A 2290-nucleotide genomic window follows, 5' to 3' on the forward strand; every position below is an offset into this window, starting at 1 on the left:
CCGCCCGGGTGGGGGAGGGGCAGCGGCGGGCCGGAGAACAGGAACGTCTCGGGGAGGAGCGCCGGCGTGATGCCGTTGCGGGCAAGGTCGTTGGAGACCGTCTGGAACCAGGACATCCGGCGCCAGCTGCCCAGGTCGGTGGTGTACGAGAAGCAGGACGTCACGACCTCGTGGAAGGCATGGGCGTACGCGGGGCACACGGTCCTCGACGGGACGCCGTCGATCAGCTCCTCCAGCGCCCGGATCACCGGTACGTCGTAGTGCGCCCCCTGGCTCTCAAGTCTGACGTCCAGCGCCTTGCAGCGCTCCCGCACCCTGCCGAGGTGCTCCTCCTGCGCGGGCGTCCGCTCCACCGCCGTCAGCAGCCGCACCACCTGCCGCATGTCCCCCGTACTCATCTCCAGGGCGTAGCTCACCGTCGTACTTCCCCTCCCGCTCGACCGCTCGCCCCATGATCCGTTGTGCGGCTGTGGAAGGCCAACTCCCTTGCTCGGAAAGGGAGTCGGGGATTTCTGGCGGGGTACGTGGATCTTGTGCGCGCGCCGTGGGCAGGGTTGCGCGCGCTGTGGGAAGGGTGTCGTACCGGCGGGACGACGACGCGGGCGCTCCCCGGTCCAGGGGAACGCCCGCGCCGCTGAAGGCAGTTGCTACCAGATCGCCTCGACCCACTCCGGGTGGTCGATGAACGGGTTGCGGTTGTGCTGGTACGTGTCGTAGATGACCTGGTTGCGGCGCTCCTCGAAGGCGCTCGGCGGGTCCTGCTCGTTCCACGCCTTCAGGACGGAGAGCTTGCCGATGTACGGGTTGCTGCCGTTGTTGACCTTCTCGTTCGGCTCCAGGTCGGCGAAGCCGTCGCCGCCGTCGTACCGCACGGCCATGTAGAGGATCATGCGGGCGACGTCGCCCTTGTCCGCGGCGCGCGGCTCGAAGGAGTCCGAATCGACCTTGCTGCCACCGCCGTTGGTGACCGCGCTGCCGCCGTTGTCGAAGTCCAGGTTCCCCCGGATGCTGTTGATCTGGACGTCCGCCGGGCGCAGGTGGTGCAGGTCCGTGCCGGGGCCGGTCACCTCGCCGAAGTCGCCGTGCGACTTGGCCCACACGTGCTCGCGGTTCCAGTCGCCGACGTCCCCGCCGTTGAGCGACTTGCTGCGCGAGGCGCCGCTGTAGAGCAGGATCACGTTGCTGCTGTTGTTCGGGTCCTGGTCCGTCGCCTTCAGCGCGTCCCACACCGCGGAGTACGAGATCTTCGTCTGGCTGCTGATGATCGTGTGCAGCGAGGACTTGAGGCTCGCCCCCGTCTTGCCGACCGCGTTCTTGTAGTACGTCGAGTCGTACGCCGTGGTCGTGGCGGAGGCCGGGGTCGCCGTCACCGCGGGTACGGCGAGGCCCACCAGGACCGCTGCGGTCGTCAGCGCCACCGGCTTCCAGCGGCGGCGTATGCGTGTCGCCAGCATAGGGAGTGTCCTGTCTACGCGTGTTGAGTGGGGGGCAACAGGGGGAGCGTGACATGGACATGAGGTCATGTAAATGAATCCGGCATGTCTGTTCGGTGTCAAGAAACGGCAAATCGGGGGTGATCTACGCGAGTTGACCTCACGGGGGAGTGAAACGGCCCCCAATCCGGGTGGGTTGGGGGCCGTCCGTGGTGTGGGGGAGGTCAGCTCACGTCCGAGGGGTCCAGTCGGTAGATCGTCGACTGGTTGGAGGTGGAGGTGGAGGTGGATGCGGATGTGCTCTTGCTGTAGTCGCTCTCCTTCACCGCCGTCGCGTTCTTCTGGACCCACTCCGTGACCTCGGAGCTGACGTTCGAGCCGCCGCCGGGGCCGCCGCCCATGCCGCCGCCGATCTGGATGTAGTGCAGCTCGCCCTTCGCGACCAGTTCCTTCAGCTTGGTGAGGGTCATCGCCTTGTCGCTGCCGGACCAGCCCCACATGGAGATCACCGGTTCGCCGCTGCTGAGGATCAGCTGGGCCGCGCTCTGTGAACTCGACACCGCGAGCAGCCACTTGGCGCCGTCCTGGTGCTTCTTCAGGTAGGCGGTCAGGTCGCTGTTCGCGCCGCCCATGCCCATGCCGCCGCCCATGCCGCCGGGGCCGCCTTGGGTGCCGTCGGCCTCGGTGCCGCCTTCGGTGCCGGAGCCGGAGGTGCCCTCGGTGGAGCCGGTGCCGCTGGGCGGCGTACGCATCTCACTGGTGCCGCCGGGCAGTTCGCCGTACCCGCCGCCGGGCGTCATCTGACCGCCGCCCTGACCGTCCTGCCCCTGACCCCCCTGACCCCCCTGACCTTGGCC

Annotated in this window: 3 protein-coding genes; all 3 read right to left on the bottom strand. The window is 68.3% G+C overall.

Features of this window, described 5'->3' with window-relative positions; all coding sequences use genetic code 11:
• Positions 1 to 416, bottom strand: a 416-nt coding sequence (locus tag AOK24_RS21725; RefSeq protein WP_055721739.1) for a DUF7691 family protein, incomplete at its 3' end; no start/stop codon positions are given.
• Between the two features lie 231 nt (positions 417 to 647).
• Entirely contained in the window at positions 648 to 1454 is an 807-nt protein-coding gene (locus tag AOK24_RS21730) for an endonuclease I family protein (RefSeq protein WP_055721737.1), read from the bottom strand.
• Between the two features lie 203 nt (positions 1455 to 1657).
• The coding region (locus tag AOK24_RS21735; RefSeq protein WP_478078771.1) for a mannosyltransferase YkcB-related protein at positions 1658 to 2290 on the bottom strand (633 nt) is incomplete at its 5' end.

Origin of the sequence: Streptomyces niveiscabiei, from assembly GCF_001419795.1 — a bacterium.
GTDB lineage: Bacteria > Actinomycetota > Actinomycetes > Streptomycetales > Streptomycetaceae > Streptomyces > Streptomyces niveiscabiei.

What these genes read in the sequence shown, in the direction of transcription:
- AOK24_RS21730 (WP_055721737.1), bottom strand. Translation starts at nt 1,454, where the DNA reads ATGCTGGCGACACGCATACGCCGCCGCTGGAAGCCGGTGGCGCTGACG.